Below are 22,255 nucleotides of genomic sequence, written 5' to 3' on the forward strand. Positions count from 1 at the left end.
TGTTTCCTTTGAAAATTATCCCTGCCGCAATGGTAAAATGCAGCCTTTTCTTGTAGATTTTGTCCTATATGCCGGGACATCCTTTCATATCCATTCTTCAATTTTTCGTTCCAAAGCCCTTACTGAGACTTCCTCCCACTTGAGTCCCGCAACTGCCCCCAAGAATTCCTTTCCATACCTTGCCGTGCTGATACGGCGATCCAGGACAAGCAATACACCCTTGCCGACTTTCGAACTTATCAAACGGCCGAAGCACTGGCGAAATCTTAGCACTGCTTCCGGCAGCAAATACTCCGAGAATGAATTTTTACCTTGCTTTTCCATAAGCGAACATTTAGCCGCTGTAACCGGTTCTTCAGGCGGGGAAAATGGAAGTCTCACGATCACAAGGCATGAAAGATCGATCCCCAGCAGGTCAATGCCTTCCCAAAGACTTGCTGTACCAAATAAAAGAGCCTTGTCAAAGCTTTGGAAGTTTCGTAGCAGCTTTAGCTTGCTTCCGCCTGTTATGCCCTGTGCCAACAGGGTGAACTCTTCAAGTTCCCCCGAATCCTTCACACGCTGGAAGGTTTCCCGCAGCATGTCCTGGGAATTGAATAATATTAGCATCCTGCCGCGCGTCGCCCTTGCTGCAGAGATAAGGTGCTCAGAAGAAGCCTTTGTAAACTCACTTTGGGAGACTAAGTTCATTTCAGGCATATCTGACGCAATAAATGCCTTTACTCTTTTGGAATAGTCAAAAGGGGAGGGCAGCTTGACTGCTTTCATATCCGTATCTTTAATGCCAAGCTGTCTTTTAAAAAATTGGAAAGAATTCTTGGCTGATAAGGTTGAGGAAGTCATGACCACACTTTTTTGGGAAGCCAATAAAGTCTCCCATAAAGCGGCTCCCGCCGCGATAGGCTGAGAAGATAAAGACAGACCGTGGTGGGGAGCAGATTTTGTATAATCCATCCAATAAATGTATCCATCCGATGGTTCGATAAAAATTCCCCTTAACACTGAGCTGATTTTTTTCAACTTTTGAACTTGCATTTCGAACTCCCCGATGAAGAACCGTGAATTTTTCCCTAATGCATCTATCTGTTTTAGGGCGTCAACCCGCTCTTCCAACTGTGATGTAATCACCCCTAATTGGTCAATCAATCTCTCAGCCAGCATGGATACCTGTTTCCACTCCGGATGTTCCTTCACTTTCATTGCCAACCGTCCCGTTCCTTGATCGCTTAGGTGCGTCTCAGCAATCCCGGAAAGCAGGTAAAACAAGTTCTCAAATCCGTAGTTAAAATCCCCCAGCGCCTGTTCCAAGCCGGCAATGCTCTTCAATCCTTGAAGCTTGTTGTCCTTAACCATCTTCTGCAGCCTGTATAACAGCAGTTTCTGCTCGTAGGTCCCGAACCGGTTAAGCAGCGTCTTAACAGAAATATAGTCCAGCCTGCAGCCCAAATACTTGGCAGCGGCATGCTCTAAATGCTGTGCTTCATCCAGTATTACGAAACCATCAGCCGGGATCGTTCTTTCACCAGAAAGCAGGTCTGCCGCCAAATAGGCATGGCTGGTGACGATGAGATCCGCGGTCCGTGCCACTCGCCTGGCCCTTTCATAAAAATCCGCCGCAGCCCATGGCTGGAAAAGGGCCGGATCAATGTTACCATTACTTTGAAGCCTTTCCCAAAACAGCTTGCCGCCGCTTGTTAAATTAAGTTCATCCTTGTCGCCTGTCTCTGTTTCGGTCAGCCAAATTAGAATCTGCATTTTAGCGAGAGCCGTTTCATAATTGTCGTCTTTTTCACGAAGTGCCCGTTCAAATTTGGCCAGGCTTAAATAATTGCTCTTGCTTTTTAACAGCACGGCATTGATATTGAACGGCAGCATTTCTTTTAATTTCGGCACTTCTTTATGAATGAGCTGCTCCTGTAACTGGATCGTATACGTGGAAACAAGAACAGTATTCCTTTGCTGTTTTGCAAAAAAGGCAGCCGGAATCAGATAACCCAATGTTTTACCGATTCCGGTGCCCGCCTCGATGATCGCGTGGCGACCGAGCTGAAAAGATTCGAACACCAGATCTATCATTTTAAACTGATCCTGCCGGTATTCCATGTCTCGAATCGACCTTTGCATCAACTCGGCCTTTTTTTCATTGTCCGCAGGGTAATAGATTGTAGATTCCTGATGTTCATATGCATCTTTGCCGCTTTCCTTTTTTAAGGCAAGGCCGCGGAATATTTTTATGTCATGGCGGCGAACCTCAGTTTTTGCCAATTTTCCAGACATTAGTTCATCAAGCAAATCAGAAATATCGCTTTTTAATGAAAAAGAAAGCTTATAAAGCTTTTTAAGTGTAATTAACGGGAGTGTGGCAAGTTTTTTATTTAATTCCAAAAAAAGTAGCGCGGTCACATAAGCATCGCTGTCAGCACGATGCGGCCGGTCATGTTCCAGATTTTCCTGCCTTGCCAGTTGGTTTAATTTATAGCCGTCCGAGGTCGGTTTCGTGATTTTTGCCAGCTCGACCGTATCAATGGCCGATCCAAAAAAACCTTCAAAGCCGCAGCGGGTCAATTCTTCCTGGAGGAAAGAAAGATCGAACAGAACATTATGGGCAACAAAACAAGAATCGCGAAGGAACTCAACGATCCTTGGGGCTACCTCTTCAAATTCCGGGGCATCCTTAACTATGTCATTGGTAATGCCTGTGAGCTCTTCAATAAATACCGGCACTTCCTGCCTAGGGCAAATGAATGTTGAAAACTCCTCAACAATTTTTCCATTTTCGATCGCCACACCGGCAAACTGGATGATCCTGTCGCCCTTTTTCGGTGAATTTCCCGTAGTTTCCAAATCAATAACTGCATATCGCTGCGCCATTTTTATGTACACCTCTAAAAAATTGCCTTTTAACAATTCAAATCTTCTTTATACCATATCATTTATTACTGCTTTAAGGAAAGGTGCAAAACTGCTGTATCGCCCCTGGCTTCCTGTGTATAAAAAAATCCCTCAGGAAGTGAGGGATGGATTTTACAGTATGGTTGCTTCAGGCTCCTGTGCGATTAATTCGACAATTTTATTATTTTCGTCCATAATGGCAACCTTTGGCTTATGGTCATGGACCTTTTCTTCAGGGACGATTACATAAGATATGATAATGACAATATCATCGGGCTGAACTAAACGGGCTGCAGCCCCATTAAGGCAAACAACGCCCGATCCTCTTTTCCCCGGTATAATGTATGTCTCAAGCCTTGCCCCATTATTATTGTTTACAATGGCAACTTTTTCATTTGGGAGCATACCGACGGCATCCAATATATCTTCATCGATCGTTATGCTTCCCACATAATTAAGGTTTGCCTCCGTTACGCGGGCACGGTGTATTTTTCCATTCATCATTGTGCGGAACAATGCCAAGCACCCCTTTCTAGGATAATGTCATCGTGATATTATCTATCAATCTTGCTTTTGTGAATTTCGCGGCAAGCGCGATCAGGATTTTTCCATGCAATTGTTTCACTGCTTTAAGTTCAGGATAGGAATAGATTTCGATATAATCAATTTCGGCTCCTGTATGAGTCCCAATATGTTCTTTGATCATCCGGATAATTTCTTCCGGGCGATCCTCCCCACTCGTGATGGCCTGCTGTGCAAGAAGGAGGCTTTGGTATAATTCCTTGGCATCCTTTCGTTCCTCCTCCAACAGGTACACATTGCGCGAACTTTTCGCAAGTCCGTCTTCTTCACGGACAGTCGGGACAGGAACAAGCTCGATAGCGAAATTAAAATCACGGATTAATCCGTCAACCACAGCAACTTGCTGGGCATCCTTCATCCCGAAGTATGCTTTATCCGGTTTGATGATATTGAACAGTTTGGTAAGCACAGTAGCCACCCCATCAAAATGGCCGGGCCTTTTGCTGCCGCATAATACATCCGTCCTGCTTTGAACAGTGACCTGGACAGATATTTCATCGTGGTACATTTCCTGTACCGTTGGGAAAAAGATGTAATCCACGCCTGCTTCCCTTGCGACTTTTTCATCCCTGTCCATATCGCGGGGATATGTTGCAAAGTCCTCGGTCGGTCCAAACTGGATAGGGTTGACGAATATGCTCAGGGCGACAATATCATTTTCTTTCCTTGCATGGTTTAATAGACTAAGATGTCCATCGTGAAGATAACCCATGGTCGGGACGTAACCGATCGTTTTGCCGAGTTTCTTCTCGGCCGTGATGGCTTCTTGCATTTCGCCCACAGTTGTGATGATTTTCATACTTTCCCTCCGTATAGTGCAGAAACTTCCTCTTCCTTCATGGAAAAGCTATGCTTGTCCTCAGGAAATTCCTTATGTTTTACCTCTTTTACGTATTGTGATAAGGCAGTAAAAATCAATCCGTTTGCATCTCCGAATTGCTTGACGAACTTAGGCACTCGGTCAACTCCGTAATTAACGACATCATGAAAAACAAGAACCTGGCCGTCTGTCTCGGCACCAGCGCCAATCCCGATCGTTGGAATGTTCAGCGTCCTGGTAATCATTTCAGAAACCTGGTGGGGAACACATTCAAGCACTAATGCGATTGCCCCTGCTTCTTCACACTTTTTTGCGTCGTCAAGCAGCTTTTCGGCAGCTTCGGCGTCTTTCCCCTGTACTTTATATCCCCCAAGCACACCGACAGACTGCGGAGTCAAGCCGAGATGGGCAACTACGGGCACGCCCGCTTTTGTAAGAGCTTTGATCTTTTCGATAACATCGTCTGCCCCTTCTACCTTTACTGCATCTGCCTGGCCTTCCTGGATAATGCGGGCTGCGTTTTTTAATGTTTCATCTAAAGAAAGGTGATAACTCATAAAAGGCATATCTGTTACGACAAAAGTATCACGTGCGCCTCTTTTAACAGCCTTGGAATGATGGATCATATCGTCCACGGTGACTGGTATCGTAGATTCATAACCTAAAACGACCATTCCAAGCGAGTCACCGACGAGGATCATATCGACATCGGATTGCTCGGCAAGCTTTGCTGTAGGAAAATCATAGGCTGTCAGCATGACAATCTTTTCATTGTTTTGCTTCATTTTCATGAAATGTCCAGAGAGTTTCATTTTCGCTTCCTCCTTTTTTTGTTAGAGGAGATGAAACACCAGCGTTTAAATAAGTTGAACTAACGAGTTACGCAATTGATAAATAATTTTGTTTATTTTTGACTCATTTTAGCTTTGCTGAATGGCATGTGAAACCCTGGTTACACATGAATGAGCCAAAAATATAATGGTACTCATACATTCAATTTATATTGCCGCTGCCATTATCACTTCGCATGCATATAAAAAGAGGCTGACTTAGGGAACACGCAGCAAAAGTTGCCGACGTTACGGTAATGGCAAAAACTGCACATCTGTAACAACGGTTTTCCCTTTAACTGCTTATCCAAGCCGGCCTCTTGATAACATCAGAAGTTTCATCCCTCCGTCCCCGTCCGGCATTCCGGATCAAGGCAGAAATTTGGTTGTCCAATTACATACAAGGTGCAGTTCAGAAAAGATACTGCCCAAAGAAATTATAACAAGTTCCATTTTAAAATGCTATTACTATCAAGGACATCTTAAAAATATTTATAATAGGAAACGAGCTTTGACGCCCTCGAATACACTCCTATGGCAACTCGATATCAGCAGAATAAATGTTATGAATTTGCCCGTCATGGCCTTCGACAAGCAAGACGCCTTCTTCCGTAATGCCGAGTGCTGTGCCATGGATCGTTTCGGTTAAGGTAGAAGCCTTAATTTCCTTTCCAAGACTTACGGCATAGCTTTCCCAAAGTACCTTGATTGGCGCAAAACCCTGTTCCAAATAAAGCTTATACAGGATCTCCATTTTCACCAGGATGTGCTGGATCAGCTTTGCGCGTGAAACTTGATGTCCAGTTTCAATGAACAAGGAGGATGCTTTTTCCAGCAGATCCTCAGGAAAATCCCCGTTTTTTTGGTTGACGTTGATGCCGATTCCGATAATTACAGAATGGATGCGGTCAGCCTCGGCCTGCAGTTCGGTCAGGATGCCTGTGACTTTTTTTCCATTGATCAGGATATCGTTCGGCCATTTGATTCCGGGCATTAATTCCGTTGCTTCCTCTATCCCCTGGACGACTGCGACGGCCGCCAGCAATGTCAGCTGGGGTGCCTGTTGAAAAGGGATATTCGGCCGCAGGATCAAACTCATCCAAATGCCTGTATACTTCGGAGAATACCAGTTTCTTGAAAGCCTGCCCTTGCCGAAGCTCTGCTCTTCCGCGACAACCAGAGTCCCTTCAGGCGCACCGCTGCCCGCTAAACGGTGGGCAATTTTTTGCGTGGAATCAACCGTTTCTTCATAGTGGATCGCCTTTCCGAAAACCTCGGCCGCAAGTCCCAGCTGAATTTCATTGGCAGTCACCTTTTCGGGTTTCGTGACGATCCTGTAGCCCTTTTTTCGCACAGCTTCCAATATATACCCCTCGCTTCGCAACTCTTCAATATGCTTCCAGACTGCAGTCCGGGAACAACCGATATATTCAGCGATTTCCTGCCCTGAAATAAAATTTCCGTCCGCTTTTGAGAATGCTTCGATTAGCTTCGTTCTTATATCCGATTGCAAAGTTCGAGCCACCCCTTTATATCAGTTTTTCGATTGATTACATCTTCCCGGAGAACGGCTGAAAGGATAAGCTCCATCTCTTCCTTCACCCAGGGGCCGGGACGTTGCGCAAACCAGGCGACCAGATCATTTCCATCCACCGCCAGCTCTTTCAAGGAATGTATAGGCAGCCTGTGAAATGCTTCCTTTACTTTCCATTCCGCTTCATTGCCATTAAAATGATCAAGGACTGCAATGATTTTTGTGACTTTTGCGGCCTCATTAAGCCCCGAGTGAAAAAGGGCCATTTTATCCTCTGTGAAATCAGTTCCCTTTTCAACATGAAAACGCAAGCGGCCGATTTCCCTGATTTGTTTGACCGGCATTTTCCATATTCTTAAAAAAGCTTCAGTATCCTCAATATTGCCGATTACCAGTAATAAAACCCATAATTCCACGGGATCATCGAGTTTTTCAATATTCAAAGTTTGAAGGATTTCCAGAGTTTTTCCCAGACTTTTAAAGCCGGGTAAAAATTTATAAAGGCCGCTTTCTGAAAGTAAATGAAAAGCTTTCTTTCTGTTTTTGCCCTTCAGCAGTTTTTCAAATTCTGCATATATCCGTTCAACAGCTATATTTTCAAGCAGGGCACCGTTGTTTTTCAATGACTGCAGGGTTTGGCCATCCAAGTCAAATGAAAGCTGGCTCACGAATCGAAGGCCCCTCATCATCCGGAGCGCATCCTCACGGAACCTTTCATCAGGATTGCCTACAGTCACGATAAGTTTTCCTTCGATTGCTTTTTTTCCCAGGAAAGGGTCTATGATTTGGCCGTTCTTGTCCATTGCCATTGCGTTCATCGTAAAGTCCCGTCGTTTAAGATCTTCTTGAAGTGAGCGGATGAACTGCACCGAATCGGGACGGCGGAAATCAGTGTAGTTTCCCTCCGTCCGGAATGTAGTAATCTCATAGCCAGCTCTTTCATGCAAGACCATCACAGTTCCATGTTCAATACCCACATCAACCGTTTTGGCAAATATCGTTTTAATCTCGGAAGGGGTGGCAGATGAGGCAATATCCACGTCATTTATTTCTCTTTGCAACAGATAATCACGGACTGAGCCGCCCACAAAAAACGCCTGAAAGCCAGCATCTTCGATTTGTTCGAGAATGGGGACAGCCTTCTGGAAAATCTTGTCCATGGAGAGAATCTCCTTTATTGGTTAATTGGTTTTGAAGCCACTAATTCCCGGTATATCGATTCATATTTAGCCGTAATAATGTCCGAACGGAATTTGGATTTCACCTTTGCCACAGCAGCTTTTGAAAACCGCTTATGCAAATCCGGATCCGTCAAAAGTCCGACAGCCCTATCTGCCACAGCCTGGTTATCACCCAGGTCTAATATGTAGCCTGTCTCACCATCCTCTATGACTTCCGGAATCCCGCCGACATTGGTGCCTATGCTTGGGACTCCGCAGGCCATGGCTTCAAGCAAAACGAGGCCGAAGCTTTCTTTTTCTGAAAGCAGCAGCATTAAATCACTGATGGAATATAAATCTTCCAATTTATCCTGCTTGCCTAGAAACAAGACTTTTTCCTCGATCCCAAGTTCTTGGACCAACCTGCAAACCACTGTCATTTCAGGGCCATCCCCGACAAGAAGCAATTTTGCCGGGATCTTTTCTTGAATGGAAGCAAAAGAACGGATTACATCCTGCACCCGTTTGACGGCACGAAAATTTGAAACATGGATACAAACCTTTTCGGACTCGTTGATGCCGTACATTTCACGTAAATGGCTGGAGTCCGTTTTTTGGTAGACTCGTTCATCTATAAAATTATATACAGTCCGGATATCCTTATCAGGAGCAATCAACTCTTTTGTCTGGATGGCAAGAGCATTGGAAACCGCTGTAACGATGTCCGATTTTTCAATTCCGAATTTAATTAAATCATTCAACGAAGGGTCATATCCCAGCACCGTTATATCCGTACCGTGCAACGTTGTCACGATTTTAACATCAGTGCCAGCCATTTGTTTGGCCAAAATCGCACATACCGCGTGCGGAATTGCATAATGCACGTGGAGGACATCAAGTTGTTCCCTTTTGATGACATCGGCCATTTTGCTTGCGAGCGCAAGGTCATAGGGAGGGTATTGGAAGACGGAGTATGAATTGACTTCCACCTGATGATAAAAAATATTATGGTACATCTTGTTTAACCGGAAAGGAAGGCTTGAAGAAATAAAGTGTATTTCATGCCCTTTCTCGGCAAGCAGCTTCCCGAGCTCGGTAGCCACCACGCCTGATCCCCCAACAGTGGGGTAACAGGTAATCCCAATTTTTAATTTCATAATTATTCTCCTAATAAATCGTAAGAGAGCAGGAGCGGTTTTTTTGAAATAAAACCCTCGGCGTATGCAACGCCTGCTCCTTGTCCGAATAAACGCTCCCTTGCTTCGACCGATTCTAAGTAACCGTTAACCAGCGGTGTCATAGCGCCGGTTTCACTTTTTTTGAATTGGCTTTCATATGCCCGGAGGCTGTCCAGCTTTTGGCCGATTGCATCCGAAATATCGACCACAAAATCAGGCTTATGGAAGCCATTAATCATATACAGATACAAATTTTCTGCCTTATGAGCTTCGACTTCAGAGTGTTCCATATATTTGCGGATACCTGCAGAAAACGCCGCTTCTTCCAACAGCCTGGCGCAATTTCCATGGTCGGGATGCCTGTCTTCATAATAAGGGGCAAAAAGCAACTTCGGTTTATATTGCCTTATGACAGTAGCGATTTTACCAACAGCTTCTTCGGTCATGTATAACCCGCGATCAGGCAGATCAAGGGAAATCCTTTTTACACCGAGGATGGAGGCGGCCTTTTCGGCTTCCTTCATCCGTGTTTCAACCGTGCCATTGGAAGACAGCTCCGCTTTCGTCAGGTCGCATATGAGTATTTTTTTGCCTAGGGCTGCATATTTAGCAATCGTGCCGCCCATGCCGATTTCTACATCATCCGCATGGGCTCCGAACGCAACGATATCCATTTTATTTTCCACTTGGCTCACCTTCATCGTCTATGATATCCCTCCAAGCCATATAACCGTTTTTGAGTCCCAGGACCAACACTTCGGCAGTTCCCATGTTTGTTGCGAGCGGTACATTATATACATCGGACAGCCTGATTAAAGCTGATACGTCCGGTTCATGGGGCTGGGCAGTCAAAGGGTCACGGAAAAAGATGACCATATCCATTTCGTTCCTTGCGATTAGAGCGCCAATTTCCTGATCTCCACCTAGCGGCCCCGAGTTGAATCTATGTATCGGAAGTGATACTTCGTTTATAATTTTTTGGCCGGTGGTACCGGTCGCATATAATTCATGCGGTTCGAAAATATCTTTATAAGCTGTCACAAACCTGATTAAGTCTTCTTTTTTGTTATCGTGGGCGATTAATGCTATTTTCATCTGGGACCCGCCTCCTACTCGATGATATTTTCCAATCCGTAAACAAGGCGATCTTGTCGCATAACTGTATCAACGGCCAGCTTTACGCCCGACATAAAGGATGCCCGGTTAAAAGAATCATGTCTTAACGTCAGCATTTGCCCGTCAGCACCGAACATGACTTGCTGGTGGGCGATTAAGCCTGGAAGCCTTACGCTATGTATATGCATGCCGTCAAAATTGGCACCGCGCGCCCCTTCAATCGTTTCCTTCTCGTTTGGATGCCCTTGCTGCTTGCTTTGCCTTATGCTTTTGATCATCTCCGCCGTTTTGACGGCTGTTCCTGAAGGTGCATCCAATTTTTGGTCATGATGCAGCTCAATGATTTCGACATCCGGAAAATATTTAGCTGCCATTTGGGAAAATTTCATCATCAGGATAGCCCCGACTGCAAAATTAGGCGCGATGATGCATCCTAGCCCTGTTTCCTTCGTCAAACGCTCCAATCTCTCCAGATCATCAATGGAAAAACCCGTTGTTCCTACAACCGGACGGATCCCGTGGGTTAAGGCAGTTTCAGCGTGAAGCATGCCTACGTCCGGTGTTGTGAGGTCGATCAGCACTTCAGCTTTCACTTCGGTGAAACATTTTTCCGGATCAGAATATACAGGTGCATCAATGCCCTGGAACCCTTCCATCTCATTCATATTGATACCGCCATGCTTTCTGTCAAGAACAGCCGCGAGCCGGTATCCTTCTGTTTCATGGACAAGCTTGACTGCTTCCCTGCCCATTCTCCCCCTTGGTCCCGCTATAATTATGTTAATTGTTTCCATTTTCATCTTCTCCTTCTTCCCCTATTCTTGTCCATCTGTCTTTATCACGAGTGTTGAATTTATGCATGACCGCATCATGTGCTTTCTGCAAATCAATGTTCAAAGAGTTTGCAAAACAGATTACTACAAAAAGCATGTCTGCGAGTTCTTCTTCAACCGTATTTTCCTTTTCAGATGATTTTTTCGGTTTCTCTCCATAAAAGTGGTTCACCTCTCGCGAGAGCTCCCCGAGTTCTTCAGAAAGCCTTGCAAGCATGGCCAAAGGGCTGAAATACCCCTCCTTGAACTGGCTTATGTACTGATCTACTTCCGCCTGCATGTCGCGCAATGACTTATTATTGCCCATTATATCACCCTTTTCAAAGCTTTTGCCTGCACTAATGGCTGCAGGAAAACTATTTCGGCCTTCAGTATTACCCTTTATGTATTTTTGTCGACATAATCAACTGCCGTTCCCTTTTTAGGGCATACTAAACAGCGGATTAACGCGGAAAGCTTGATCCATTCTTATTAATGTTAGCTAAAACTTCGGGTTATGACAACATTTTAGCCACAGATGCCTTAATTGCTACTGGATGTTTATTCCTTTATAATAATTGTCACGTGCCCACAGATGAAAAACAAAGGGTCTATGGAGGTATAAAAAAATGTTCACCGGCGTAAAGATCAAAAATATATTGTTCATTTTATTTGGCTCTGCCATATTCGGATTCGGCCTTATTCATTTCAATATTCAAAACAATCTCGCTGAAGGGGGCTTTACTGGGCTTACATTGATTATCTATCAATTGGCCGGCATCAACCCTTCCTATTCCAACCTGATCCTGAATATCCCTATCTTTTTTCTAGGCTGGAAATTTCTTGGAAGAACAACTTTCATATATACGATTGTCGGCACAGTTAGTTTGTCAGTATGGCTTTGGATATTTGAACGGTATCAATTTGACATACCGCTTGGCGAGGATCTTATGCTAGCCGCGCTTTTTGCCGGTGCTTTCATCGGCATCGGACTTGGAATCACTTTTCGTTTCGGCGGAACTACAGGCGGAGTGGACATTATAGCCAGGATTATGCTGCATTTTTACGGATGGAGCATGGGAAGAACGATGTTTTTGTTTGATGCGATAGTAATAACGCTTTCCATTCTTACTTATCTAAATTACCGCGAAGCAATGTACACCATGGTAGCTGTTTTTATCGCTGCCCGAGTTATTGATTTTATGCAGGAAGGTGCGTACTCGGCCAGGGGGGCACTTATCATTTCCGATAAGAACAAGCATATTGCCGATAAGATTATGAAGGAAATGGATCGGGGCGTCACGGTTTTAAAAGGCTATGGTTCGTTTACGAAAACAGACCGGGAGGTTCTTTATTGTGTAGTTGGAAGGAATGAAATTGTACGTCTGAAAACCGTAATTACTTCAGTCGACCCGCATGCCTTCGTTTCTGTAAGTATTGTCCACGATGTATTGGGAGAAGGCTTTACATTGGATGAAAACAAGAATCCAATTCAACGGTAAAGGCGGCGGCTTTCCTAATGGTTTTGGCATAAAAAAACCAACCTCGGCTCCGTTCCGAAGTTGGTTTTTTTATCAGTTAGTCTTCGCTGCGCGTCATTCCCGTATAAATCAGGATCAGCCTGACCAATTCGAGTACGGCGACAGCGGCGGCGGCAACATATGTCAAAGCTGCGGCATTAAGGACTTTTTTCGTTTCCCGCTCTTCATCATTCCTGATGATTCCCAAGGAAACAACCTGGTCCATCGCTCTTGATGAGGCATTGAATTCAACGGGAAGGGTAACGATTTGAAAGACCACGGCAGCCGCCATGAAGACAATACCAGCCAGCAGGAAGCCTGATAAATTGGCAAAGATTCCGATCAAAATTAAAATCCAGGATAAATTGGATCCAAGGCTCGCAACAGGCACTAAAGCATGGCGGATGCGAAGGAATGAGTATGCCTGCTGGTCCTGGATGGCATGTCCAACTTCGTGGGCCGCGACTGCCGTACCGGCTACGGAATGGCCATGGAAATTATCCGATGACAGCCTCACTGTTTTTGAACGTGGATCATAATGATCGCTTAGCACGCCCCTGGTTTCTTCCACAGTAACATTATAGAGGCCATTTTGGTCCAAAATCTGCCTTGCCACCTGGGCTCCGGTCATTCTTGATGATGAAGGCACCTGCGAATATTTCTTATATGCGCTTCTCACCCTCATTTGGGCATAGATTGGGATAAGGATGATGATCGCCAAATAAATGAGATACATAACTTCCTCCTGATGACTTGAATATTAATATAATTGTATGGCTTTCAGTGCTTACGTGTCAATCATTCCGCTCTTTCATTGACTTTTCCTTGTCGCCTTTATACTTTCTCCAGCCGACATAGGATAAAGTCAATATAATGATGCTTCCGGTTGAAATTATGACCCACCATAAAGAGGGGTCCGCTTCATCCTCTTTCATCTCATCAAAAATAGACTTTAAATCCTTCCCGAGGGCGTCCAGTTCCTTTTGGCTGCCTTTTCGGGAAAAAACCTCCGTACTGTTTTGATTAATATACTGCAGCCGATCATCCAATCTCAGGATTCTTTCCGGCGCAACATCAACCTTTAGGCTTGGTTGGATCATCTCATATTGCGATAGCAGGGCATTCAGCTTCACATGAAATTCTTCAGGGTTTTGTTTCTTCATGGCAGCCTTTGCCTGGCTGAATGTTCCCATCATTTGTGCTTCCATTGCGGTCCATAACGGCTGATGTGTCGACTTAATCGCATCGATGACAAGCCGGAATTTTGTAACAGAATTCGTTTTTTCCGAATGGGAAACCCCGCTGTTTTTTACGGCCGTCAATGCCTGGTTATGGGCCACAGTGATAATCCGGAGTTCGTCCATGCTGAAGATCTGTTCTCTTGCAGTGACTTTCAGGAATCTCTCCGAAAAATAGGACAGCATTTTTTCCGTATCTTCATATCTCCCTAGCTTAGCTAGCTGTAACGCTTCATCAGCAATTTCATCTAATTTTATCAAACTAGAAGAGGATTCTGCATTTACATTTGAAAACGAAACCGCAAATATAATGGCTGCCAGTAACAGGATCTTTTTTACCATACCCTTGTCCCTCCTCATTCCTCTATTTAACAATATGAGAGAGGAATTTAGAGTAGACCATCACCTGAGTATTTATTTTTGGCCGCATCAAAACCCATTTTTTTCATCTTGAAAACGTTATGAAATCTAAATGGAAAGGATATGTCGGTTTTTCCGAACGCCGAAATAGTAGGCAATGAGTATCGATAACAGGCTTAACCAAAATGTAAAATAACCAATCCTGTCCATATATAGCATTAGATCACGGTAGACCGGCATCATTTTGAACACATAATCGATGATATCATTATGCAGGGTCCATATGGCTGCGAAGATCAGATGCCAAGTTTTTATCCTGTAAAACGGGGAATAAAGGATTCCCTGAACTGCCATCGCGCCATGGGAAGCGATCAACATATACCCTTGCCAAGGCAAATAACCCGTTGTATAAAGCGTAAGAAGATTCATGACCACAGCCCACATACCATATTTAAATAAAGTCACTATTGCCAGTGCTTCTATCAGTCCCCAGTTTTTTTTCATTAAAAATGCGATGAGGACAAACACGAAATACAAGCTCGCGGTCGGGCTATCCGGAACAAAAGGCAGGAAGATTCCCGGGGTTTCACGCAATTGGGGAATGTACCAATAGTATCCGTAAATCGTTCCCACTATATTTATGATAAGCAGTAAAACCAAAATGTTTTTATTGGCGAAAAACGCGTAAAGGATGTTCATTTCTCTTACCTCTTCCCTGTCCTAAACAACCGGCCCTGTAGTGCCATATTTTCACATTACCTTTAATTGGTTTATTTTCCAAACCTTCCGCACTACACACATCTTTTTCTATTTACATGTGCTATTTCCTGGACAAAAAAACTGACGGATCTCTCCGCCAGTCGCCAGGATGTTATTTTGTCTTCGCATTTGAAATGAATTCGGCCAATACCTTCAATTCCTCGTCAGAACCTTTGAAAACGCCAGGAGGCATATTTCCCTTTCCTTCTTTAGCAATTTTCGCAACTTCTTCAGGCGAGAGGCCGGTATCGAGTAATTTTGGTCCTGTGCCGCCTGAAAGTTCATTACCGTGACAGCCAGCACAGCTTGCCTTATAGTGCTTATAGCCGTCGCTTTCTTTATCAACGGAGCTTTCAGCAACGATTTGCCCTTGTTTTTTCGCCGCTTCCCAGTCATGTGTCGCAACGGACTCCCATGTTAAGTAAAATATGGAGGCAACCGCCAAAAGCATGAAACCTGTTGCAAACGGGCGCTTAGAAGGACGTCGCTGCGGCCCGCGATCAATAAATGGGGCAAGCAGCAGCGCACCAAATGCAAGGCCTGGGATAACGAGAGCCCCAATGACATTGTATGGACCGGATGCATAAGTGTATTTCAGCAATTGATAGAGAAACAAGAAATACCAGTCAGGCAGCGGAATATAGGCAGTATCCGTCGGATCGGCAATTTTCTCCAAAGGAGACGGGTGAGCTACTGTTAAACATAAATAACCTATCAGGAAAACCGCTCCAACCATCCATTCCTTTAATAGAAAATTAGGCCAAAACGCTTCCGTTTTACCCGGATATTCCGAATAATCCTTCGGAATGTTCGGTTTACGATGTTCTGCCGCCGGAATACGAGAATCTCCGACGAACTTCATCCCTTTTCCACGATGCATTGAACAATCCCCCTCCTTTATGAAAAGGTCAGTAATATTCTTAAATCTGGTTCGCTTTTACATATTATAGCGGTCCTGAAATCCCCTGTTTGCGGATCATCAGGAAGTGTGCAGCCATCAAGCCCAGAAGTGCCCCAGGCAAGAAGAACACGTGTATCGCAAAGAAACGGGTAAGCGTTTGCGCCCCAACGATTGTCGGGTCCCCTGCGAGCAATGTTTTGATGGCAGTACCCATAAACGGAACGGATTGTGCAATTTGCAGGCCTACTTTAGTAGCAAATAGCGCTTTCATATCCCATGGCAGCAAATAACCTGTGAAACCAAGGCCTAGCATAACAAAAAATATTAAAACTCCGACAACCCAGTTAAGCTCGCGTGGTTTTTTATAGGCTCCTTGGAAGAACACTCGTAAAGTATGTAAAAACATCATGACGATAACAAGGCTAGCTCCCCAATGGTGCATTCCGCGGACAATCTGCCCGAATGCTACTTCATTTTGCAAATAGAATACAGATTCCCATGCATTTTTGATATCAGGCACATAATACATTGTCAGGAACATGCCTGAAAGGATTTGGATAACCGTAATGAAAAATGTAAGCCCGCCGAAGCAGTAAACAAACGCTGAAAAGTGATGTGCCGGGTTTACATGTTCGGGAACTTCGTGGTCAGCAATATCCCGCCATAGCGGCGTAATGTCCAACCGGTCGTCTACCCAGTCATAAATCTTGTTTAGCAATTATTACGCCCCCTTATGCGGTTTTATTGGACCCAAATGAAGAAATCCGTCTTTTTCCTTGAAATCATACATATCCAAAGGTGCAATCGGCGGTGTTCCTTCAACGTTCATACCGTCTTTTGTATATCTGCCATAGTGGCAAGGACAGAAAAACTGGTTTGGATTAGACTTGTCCGTATTCCAGTCAACAGTACAGCCTAAATGTTTACACACCGGCGATAATGCAACGATTTTGCCATTATCGTCTTTATAAACCCATGCGCTTCCTGTAACCTCGGACTTGTACCAGGCGTCAACTTGCTCGAATGTGAAGTCGACACGCTTCGGTTCAGCTGTAATTTCAGATACCTTTTGTTTAGTAGCGATATAATCACTACCGGCACCCGCCTTCAATACAGGGTCTACGGCAAATCGTACCATCGGCATCAACATACCCGCCGCCATGAACCCGCCTACTCCAGTAAGTGTGTAACTAAGGAACTGACGTCTTGAAACATTATGTTTGCTCATGCATTTTCCCCCCCTCTATCACTAAGCTTCGAGTCCAACGGACCAATTAATAGAAACACTATAAAACTAGGACATTACAATGATATATCAATAATTCATTAAGGTCAATATTTCCATAAATCTAAAAGATGGCAAGAATGTGTCCAAAATTCTTAAAATTCGAAAAAGACGGATTACGCCTCATTCCATTTCCGGGTAAATAAATCAAAAACCTGCCGCGCCTGATCGACTATCATCGTCCTTGCCTGCCCTTCTTCCAAATGCTCCAGAGGAATAGACGGAATCCAGATCAATGTCCCCCCGAATTCCTGTTCATATGCTTTCCATTCACTGTCTGAAGTAATGAAAAAAATGTTTCTAAAGCTTTCTATTTCTTTTCTCCAAGCATGGACAAGCTCCATTTTCTTCCCGATTTCTTCACCCGCCAGGTAAGACAGGGGAGGCATCAGCATAACTCGCCCTTTAAACTGGTTCTCTATGCTCGCGGTGAGCATGTCAATGAAAACATACATGGACGCTGATTGATTCCTGCCCTTCTGAAAGGAAACCGGTATGAGCGGGACAACCGCAGTATCAATATACTCCCTTGCTTCTTCGAAAGTTTCTAAATCCCCTGGTGTCCATTTCAATTCAAATTCCTCCTTATGTGTAGATCAAGATCAATATCTATATTACCATCAAAAATCTTTGAATAAAACGACGTCCGGACATGTATTTGTCCCGTGTACCGTTTTTGTCAGAAAAGTGGAAGCGACATGCATGATAGAGGGAACGTCGGCTAAAGTGCTGCCACATGCTGTGGCAAACGCTGACTTCAGCACATCCTCCTATTAACAAAGCTTTCCTTCTTGCGATGTATTGCTCTAGAAGCGTTGCTTGTACTGTGGAAGCCCGGAGTGGGGTCGCTTTATGACCTCAATGCCGACTAAAACCTTCAACATCCTCATGTCTTCGCCGGCACTAGTATAGTGTACGCCGTAGCTAGACTCCATTCATGTTGAAAGTTTTATATTTTCCTATCCTGTTAGTTGATTTAAGCCACTTGGTTCACTTGGTCTGTGTTCTCTTTCTGCCAAAAATAAAAAACCTTCCCTCATTAAGGGCAAGGCTTTAACAGTGCGTTCTTTAATATTTTATTTTCCCATTCTGTTCAACTGCTCGGACAAAAACAGGAAAGCTTCTTGATCATGGCGGTCCAAGGCATCGTCGATTTCTTGGAGGATTTTTTTCCTTCGGAATGAAAGAATCGTTTTTTCCAGGAATTGTTCGGCAAGGATTTTATCTTTTTCATTGCTTGTGCCTGATTTAGGCATAAACGGATTCTCCTCCAGCACTGCCGCGTATTGATAGGAAGAATAGGCGGATTTAAAGTTCAGTTGGATATAGATTTCCTCGTCGCGATTCAGCCTGATATCGTGAAAGGATTTCTCGGCATCCGTCGTCATGATGTTGGACTTGTAAAACCTGAATGGGGCCTCCTCAACACAATGCGTTGACATGACGAGCCCCCTTGGGCAATATTGGGCATTTTCCACAAAATGAACCTTTTGCATCAATTGATCATGGCTCATCAGGTAGTTCAAAATCCAGACGCACTCTCTTCTTTTCAGTTGGTAATGATTCAAAAACCAGCGAATAAAATCTTTCTTTTCGTGCACAGATACAGGGGCAGCCATCATGAGTTCCCTCCTCTGTAATAATATTGTCCCGGATTATGGCTTCCTAAATATCGTCCTGCCCATCGGCCAGTCGTTCCAAAATCAAAGCATACTCGTCATTGGATGGATCGGCGCTTGCAAGCTTACTAAATATTTCTCTAGCGGTGTGCCTGTTTCCTTCTTCAATTAAAAAGAATCCATAGTCTTCAAGAAAATCCTGATTGTTCTTAAATGAATTATATGCTTTATGATAGTCATTTAATGCCTCATCATATTGCTCTAATTTTTGTCGACTTACAGCGGACAGCCAATCAAACTGCGGGTCGTCTTCACCATATTTCCTGACTTCTTCCATGCATTCCAGGGCATCCTCAAAACGTTCTTCCTGCATAAACAGCTTTATTAACGTTAAGGCAGCTTCCAAAAATCCTGGATCTATCGCAAGCGCTTCTCTGAACAATTTCTCGGCATCATCCGGCTCTCCTTTTTTCAGGGCAATCTTGCCGCCGTAAAAATACAGGTCCTTGTTAAATTCATCAACTACAATTCCCTCTTTTACTGCAGCCAGCGAACGGTCCAGGTCTTCCAAATGCTCATACGCCTTGGCCAGATATAAATATAACGAATAATATTCCCTGTCAAGCCCTTTTAACTCTGTAAATTTCTCTATGGCTGTTTCATAGAATCCAGCTTGATAGGCTGTAAACCCGTATTCAAACAAAGTATTGATTTCCAAGCGTTCATCCAGGGCCTTCTTAAAGTAAGGAATTGCCTCCTCGAATTTGCCCGAACCGCTCAAAGACTCAGCGATTCGCTGGTTTATATTTACTCCGCCCACCTCCGTCCCTGATTCCAACACTTTTTGATAGCTTGCCACGGCGTCCTGTCCCCTGCCCTGCTGGTAGAAAAGTTCCCCAAGCGCGAAATCAATCAGCGGTTCATCAGGAAGCAATTGTTTTGCCTGAATCAATTTCCGTTCGCTTACTTCATCCATTCCCTGCATCTGGTATAGGTCCGCCTCCAGAAGAAGCGCGCTCGGATACATATGATCCTCTGGACTGATTTGCTCAAGTAATGTAAAGGCCTCATCTTCTCGGTCGCCGTCAATAAAAATTTCCGCCAGCGACAAAATCAGCTCGCCTTCACCTGGAAATAACGTTAATAATTCCTCGTAAAGATCTTTTGCTTCTTCCATAAAACCAAGCTGTAACAATTCCTCTGCAAGCAAATGCATGTCTTCAGGAGACCCGGACGCCTTAATGCGCCCTATTTGGATTTCAGCCCGGCCAATTTCACCGTTTTTCAAAAGTTGAACAGTTTCTTCTACTATATTCATTGGTCTTTCCTTTCCATAATAGAAATACTAAATCAATCCGATACGAAAAAACCTGGAGTAGTTATGTTGAGTTCGTCGCCTTTAAGCTCCGAGAGATCAATTCCAGCTCCGGCCCTTATTACTTTGCCTTTCAACACAGTAACAACCAGTTTACCATAATCAAAAGAGGGAATTCCATTCTCAACGTTTAGCAAAGCATTTTCCAAAAACAAGTTATAGCTTACTTCTCCATTGGAGTGCAAATCTCCTCTTTGCGGATAGATGCCAATTTTTTTCAAGTCATTGAGGGTTAATGGTTCCTCTTCATTTAGAGTGGCTGATATATGCGGGATATTATGTTTGGATAGAATCTGGCACCAGTGGTGCAGAAGCGGACCAGGATCCATTCCGGTATCTATGGAAGGTATGAAGACAGGGTTGTAGGGAAAGGCTGCCTGCTTAATCCAGCTCCAGGCAATATTGTTAAATGATGAAGGATCCTTCATGTTGATAAAAACGGCAGGGATTTTTTCTTTTTTGCAAAAACTGATTACTTTTGGTGTGACGAGGTTTTGGGGGATGCTGAATGCGAACAGGTAATCCAGCGGGCACTGCTTGAGCCGTGAGCGGTATTCCTTAAGCTTGGAGGTCAGCTCATATTCGTATTTGACCGGTACCGTAACAATGATTGTGGACGCCCCTTTACCTATAAACGTACATTTTAAATAGTTTTCATCAGGATATACCTGAAAGTTCATGGCAACCATTACATTTGCAGGGGCCATAATGAACTGGCCTGCCTTCATCCTCATGTGGCGAAGACGGGTGACAGGCAAATGGATGGAATAAATCCTGTTATCTTTTACTGCAATTGATGTATCAACAAGTTTTCCATGCTGATACAGTTTCGCATACTCAATAATATAGGCCATATACCCACCTCTTAACTTGTCCTTAAGAAAGGCTATGACAGAATCATCGATTTATGCTTGATCACCGTATATTTTTCAAGCCAGGCACACCAAAAAAACCGGGGAAGAGCCCCCGGTCATTAATCTATTAAAGTGGAAAGGTGTTCGAAAAATCCCGGATATGACACTTCTATTGCGGAAGGGTCGTGCAGATCCATCTCACCCTGTGCAACAAGACCGGCAATAGCCAGCATCATTCCTATTCGGTGATCCCCATGGCTGGAAACGGTTCGGCCCGTAAGTTTTGCCCCCCCATTAATGATCATGCCATCCTCAGTCGGCGTAATATCAGCTCCCAGGGAAGCCAGCTCATTGGCCACGGTATCAATCCGGTTTGTTTCCTTCACTTTCAGCTCTTGGGCATCTTTAATGACAGTCACACCTTGTGCCTGAGTTGCAAGCAGGGCGATAACCGGTATTTCATCAATAAGGCGCGGGATAAGATCGCCGGAAATTTCGATCCCTTTTAAATTTGATGAGCGTACAATGATATTTCCGGAAGGCTCTCCTTTTTTCTTGAGAGTTTCAACCTCGATATCGGCACCCATCTGCTTCATTACATCAATTATGCCTGTGCGGGTAGGATTCAATCCAACATTCGTCAGTTTCACTTCACTGTTTTTGGTAATCGCCGCAGCTACCATGAAAAAAGCAGCTGACGAAATATCCCCTGGAACTTCAATATGGGTTGCCCTAAACATTTGGTTCCCCTTAACCGTTATCCGGTCTCCGTCCCTTTCAATGCGGCCTCCGAATTCGGCAATCATTCTTTCTGTGTGGTCTCTTGTTTTTGTGGGCTCGATTACAACCGTTTCTCCTTCAGCCTGGAGTCCGGCAAGCAGGATCGCTGATTTCACCTGGGCGCTTGCCATCGGGAGTTCATAGGAAATCCCACGCAGTTTTCCGCCCTTGATCGTCAGCGGCGTGAATTTCCCGTCATTTTCTCCATCGATGACCGCGCCTAACTCTCTTAAAGGTTTGACCACCCTCGTCATCGGGCGTTTGGCTATCGAACTGTCGCCGGCTAGCACAGCCTCAAACTCCCTCCCTGCCAGAATGCCAAGCATTAACCGGATCGTAGTGCCGGAGTTTCCGACATCCAGCATTTCAACAGGCCGCTCAAGCCCTTCAAAGCCCTTTCCAACAACACGGACGGCCGAATCTTCTTCTTCAATCCTGACACCAAGCTTCCGGAAGCAGGAAATTGTGCTTAAACAATCTGCCCCAGGGAGAAAGTTGCCCACTGTAGTTTCACCATGAGCGATGGCCCCGAACATAATCGACCTGTGGGAAATTGATTTATCTCCTGGCACTCCCAGCATACCTTTAAGCGATTTGACATTCGTTTGTAACCTTTGGCTTTTCATATGACCATCCTTCC

The 22,255-nt window shown here is 44.5% G+C and carries 23 protein-coding genes; 1 reads left to right on the top strand and 22 read right to left on the bottom strand.

Features of this window, described 5'->3' with window-relative positions; translation table 11 throughout:
• Positions 1–84: 84 nt before the first annotated feature.
• From dinG to D0466_RS06480, 11 genes are all read right to left on the bottom strand, one after another.
• Positions 85–2,871 (bottom strand): ATP-dependent DNA helicase DinG, encoded by a 2,787-nt coding sequence (gene dinG / locus D0466_RS06430; protein WP_117321688.1) that lies wholly within the window; start codon positions 2,869–2,871, stop codon positions 85–87.
• A gap of 153 nt (positions 2,872–3,024) precedes the next feature.
• Positions 3,025–3,408, bottom strand: a complete 384-nt coding sequence (panD, locus tag D0466_RS06435) for an aspartate 1-decarboxylase (protein WP_117321689.1) — start codon at positions 3,406–3,408, stop codon at positions 3,025–3,027.
• A gap of 16 nt (positions 3,409–3,424) precedes the next feature.
• Positions 3,425–4,273, bottom strand: a complete 849-nt coding sequence (panC, locus tag D0466_RS06440; protein WP_117321690.1) for a pantoate--beta-alanine ligase — start codon at positions 4,271–4,273, stop codon at positions 3,425–3,427.
• On the bottom strand, positions 4,270–5,106 hold the full coding sequence (gene panB / locus D0466_RS06445; RefSeq protein ID WP_117321691.1) for a 3-methyl-2-oxobutanoate hydroxymethyltransferase: 837 nt from the start codon (positions 5,104–5,106) through the stop codon (positions 4,270–4,272). The genes panC and panB overlap by 4 nt, the downstream gene beginning before the upstream one ends.
• A 550-nt stretch (positions 5,107–5,656) precedes the next feature.
• Positions 5,657–6,637, bottom strand: coding sequence for a biotin--[acetyl-CoA-carboxylase] ligase (locus D0466_RS06450; protein WP_199484511.1), 981 nt, complete (start codon positions 6,635–6,637; stop codon positions 5,657–5,659).
• On the bottom strand, positions 6,622–7,818 hold the full coding sequence (locus tag D0466_RS06455) for a CCA tRNA nucleotidyltransferase (protein ID WP_117321693.1): 1,197 nt from the start codon (positions 7,816–7,818) through the stop codon (positions 6,622–6,624). The genes D0466_RS06450 and D0466_RS06455 overlap by 16 nt, the downstream gene beginning before the upstream one ends.
• 14 nt (positions 7,819–7,832) lie before the next feature.
• On the bottom strand, positions 7,833–8,975 hold the full coding sequence (gene bshA / locus D0466_RS06460) for an N-acetyl-alpha-D-glucosaminyl L-malate synthase BshA (RefSeq protein WP_117321694.1): 1,143 nt from the start codon (positions 8,973–8,975) through the stop codon (positions 7,833–7,835).
• Between the two features lie 2 nt (positions 8,976–8,977).
• Positions 8,978–9,697, bottom strand: a complete 720-nt coding sequence (gene bshB1, locus D0466_RS06465; RefSeq protein ID WP_233522557.1) for a bacillithiol biosynthesis deacetylase BshB1 — start codon at positions 9,695–9,697, stop codon at positions 8,978–8,980.
• On the bottom strand, positions 9,672–10,091 hold the full coding sequence (gene mgsA, locus D0466_RS06470; protein WP_117321695.1) for a methylglyoxal synthase: 420 nt from the start codon (positions 10,089–10,091) through the stop codon (positions 9,672–9,674). Before mgsA ends, bshB1 begins: the two co-directional genes overlap by 26 nt.
• Before the next feature lie 14 nt (positions 10,092–10,105).
• Positions 10,106–10,906 carry a 4-hydroxy-tetrahydrodipicolinate reductase gene (gene dapB, locus D0466_RS06475; RefSeq protein WP_117321696.1) on the bottom strand — a complete coding sequence of 267 codons (801 nt, stop codon included), beginning with the start codon at positions 10,904–10,906 and terminating at the stop codon, positions 10,106–10,108.
• Complete coding sequence (locus D0466_RS06480) at positions 10,893–11,252, bottom strand: nucleotide pyrophosphohydrolase (protein WP_117321697.1); 360 nt, start codon at positions 11,250–11,252, stop codon at positions 10,893–10,895. The genes dapB and D0466_RS06480 overlap by 14 nt, the downstream gene beginning before the upstream one ends.
• A 301-nt stretch (positions 11,253–11,553) precedes the next feature.
• Here D0466_RS06480 and D0466_RS06485 point away from each other — a divergent pair, with 301 nt between their 5' ends.
• The gene (locus D0466_RS06485; protein WP_117321698.1) at positions 11,554–12,426 is read left to right on the top strand and encodes a YitT family protein; all 873 of its coding nucleotides are present in this window, start codon (positions 11,554–11,556) and stop codon (positions 12,424–12,426) included.
• Positions 12,427–12,502: 76 nt separating this feature from the next.
• Here D0466_RS06485 and D0466_RS06490 read toward each other — a convergent pair whose 3' ends face one another.
• From D0466_RS06490 to aroA, 11 genes are all read right to left on the bottom strand, one after another.
• Positions 12,503–13,180, bottom strand: a complete 678-nt coding sequence (locus D0466_RS06490; RefSeq protein ID WP_117321699.1) for a zinc metallopeptidase — start codon at positions 13,178–13,180, stop codon at positions 12,503–12,505.
• A 58-nt stretch (positions 13,181–13,238) separates the two neighbouring features.
• Positions 13,239–14,024, bottom strand: a complete 786-nt coding sequence (gene ypjB / locus D0466_RS06495) for a sporulation protein YpjB (RefSeq protein WP_117321700.1) — start codon at positions 14,022–14,024, stop codon at positions 13,239–13,241.
• A 126-nt stretch (positions 14,025–14,150) separates the two neighbouring features.
• A complete protein-coding gene (gene lhaT, locus D0466_RS06500) occupies positions 14,151–14,741 on the bottom strand; it encodes a lipoprotein heptaprenylglyceryl N-acetyltransferase LhaT (protein WP_117321701.1) in 591 nt (196 codons plus the stop codon).
• A 172-nt stretch (positions 14,742–14,913) separates the two neighbouring features.
• Entirely contained in the window at positions 14,914–15,681 is a 768-nt protein-coding gene (locus D0466_RS06505; protein ID WP_117321702.1) for a menaquinol-cytochrome c reductase cytochrome b/c subunit, read from the bottom strand.
• 64 nt (positions 15,682–15,745) lie between these two features.
• Entirely contained in the window at positions 15,746–16,420 is a 675-nt protein-coding gene (gene qcrB / locus D0466_RS06510; RefSeq protein WP_117321703.1) for a menaquinol-cytochrome c reductase cytochrome b subunit, read from the bottom strand.
• Positions 16,421–16,423: 3 nt separating this feature from the next.
• Positions 16,424–16,930: a QcrA and Rieske domain-containing protein gene (locus D0466_RS06515; protein ID WP_117321704.1), complete on the bottom strand. Its 507-nt coding sequence runs from the start codon at positions 16,928–16,930 to the stop codon at positions 16,424–16,426.
• A gap of 173 nt (positions 16,931–17,103) precedes the next feature.
• Positions 17,104–17,559, bottom strand: a complete 456-nt coding sequence (locus D0466_RS06520) for a YpiF family protein (RefSeq protein WP_117321705.1) — start codon at positions 17,557–17,559, stop codon at positions 17,104–17,106.
• A 504-nt stretch (positions 17,560–18,063) separates the two neighbouring features.
• Complete coding sequence (locus D0466_RS06525; protein WP_117322240.1) at positions 18,064–18,606, bottom strand: ReoY family proteolytic degradation factor; 543 nt, start codon at positions 18,604–18,606, stop codon at positions 18,064–18,066.
• 46 nt (positions 18,607–18,652) lie between these two features.
• On the bottom strand, positions 18,653–19,924 hold the full coding sequence (locus D0466_RS06530; RefSeq protein ID WP_117321706.1) for a tetratricopeptide repeat protein: 1,272 nt from the start codon (positions 19,922–19,924) through the stop codon (positions 18,653–18,655).
• 32 nt (positions 19,925–19,956) lie between these two features.
• Positions 19,957–20,835, bottom strand: coding sequence for a gamma-glutamyltransferase family protein (locus D0466_RS06535; RefSeq protein ID WP_117321707.1), 879 nt, complete (start codon positions 20,833–20,835; stop codon positions 19,957–19,959).
• Between the two features lie 119 nt (positions 20,836–20,954).
• Positions 20,955–22,241 carry a 3-phosphoshikimate 1-carboxyvinyltransferase gene (gene aroA / locus D0466_RS06540; RefSeq protein WP_117321708.1) on the bottom strand — a complete coding sequence of 429 codons (1,287 nt, stop codon included), beginning with the start codon at positions 22,239–22,241 and terminating at the stop codon, positions 20,955–20,957.
• Between the last annotated feature and the right edge of the window lie 14 nt (positions 22,242–22,255).

This window comes from Peribacillus glennii (assembly GCF_003429105.1).
GTDB classification, from domain to species: Bacteria; Bacillota; Bacilli; order Bacillales; family DSM-1321; genus Peribacillus; species Peribacillus glennii.